The sequence below is a fragment of the Bartonella vinsonii subsp. berkhoffii ATCC 51672 genome (assembly GCF_902825225.1).
Classification (GTDB): domain Bacteria; phylum Pseudomonadota; class Alphaproteobacteria; order Rhizobiales; family Rhizobiaceae; genus Bartonella; species Bartonella berkhoffii.
Genome location: NZ_CADEAK010000218.1, coordinates 1 through 419 on the forward strand (window position 1 = coordinate 1; position 419 = coordinate 419).

Here is a 419-nt window from a genome sequence, read left to right on the forward strand (position 1 = left end):
GACATAAAGCTGTTGTCCGCACACATTGGAAACAGGGAGGAAAAGGTGCCCTAGAACTTGCACAGGTACTTGTTACTTTGATCGAAGAAAAAAATACCCATTTTAAAGTCCTGTATCCAGATGACCTTCCACTCGTTCAGAAAATTAATTGTATTATAACAAACTTATATGGCGGGCGTGGAGCCATCATCCCCGCCCCTATTCTCAAGCAACTTGAATGTTGGGAAAAAGAGGGTTTTGGCACATACCCTATTTGCATGGCAAAAACGCCCTATTCTTTTTCTTCTGATCCTACCCAATACGGTGCCCCTGTTGATTTTGAAATTCCTGTACGCGAAGTTCGCCTCTTGCCGGGTGCGGGCGTTATTTTCGCTATTTGCTGCGATATTCTCGACCTCCCCGGCTTAACCCCTTTTCTC

1 protein-coding gene is annotated in these 419 nt (G+C 45.1%); it reads left to right on the plus strand.

Annotated elements, in window-relative coordinates:
- Window positions 1-419, plus strand: a 419-nt coding sequence (locus J7R10_RS09000) for a formate--tetrahydrofolate ligase (protein ID WP_208436501.1), incomplete at both ends; no start/stop codon positions are given.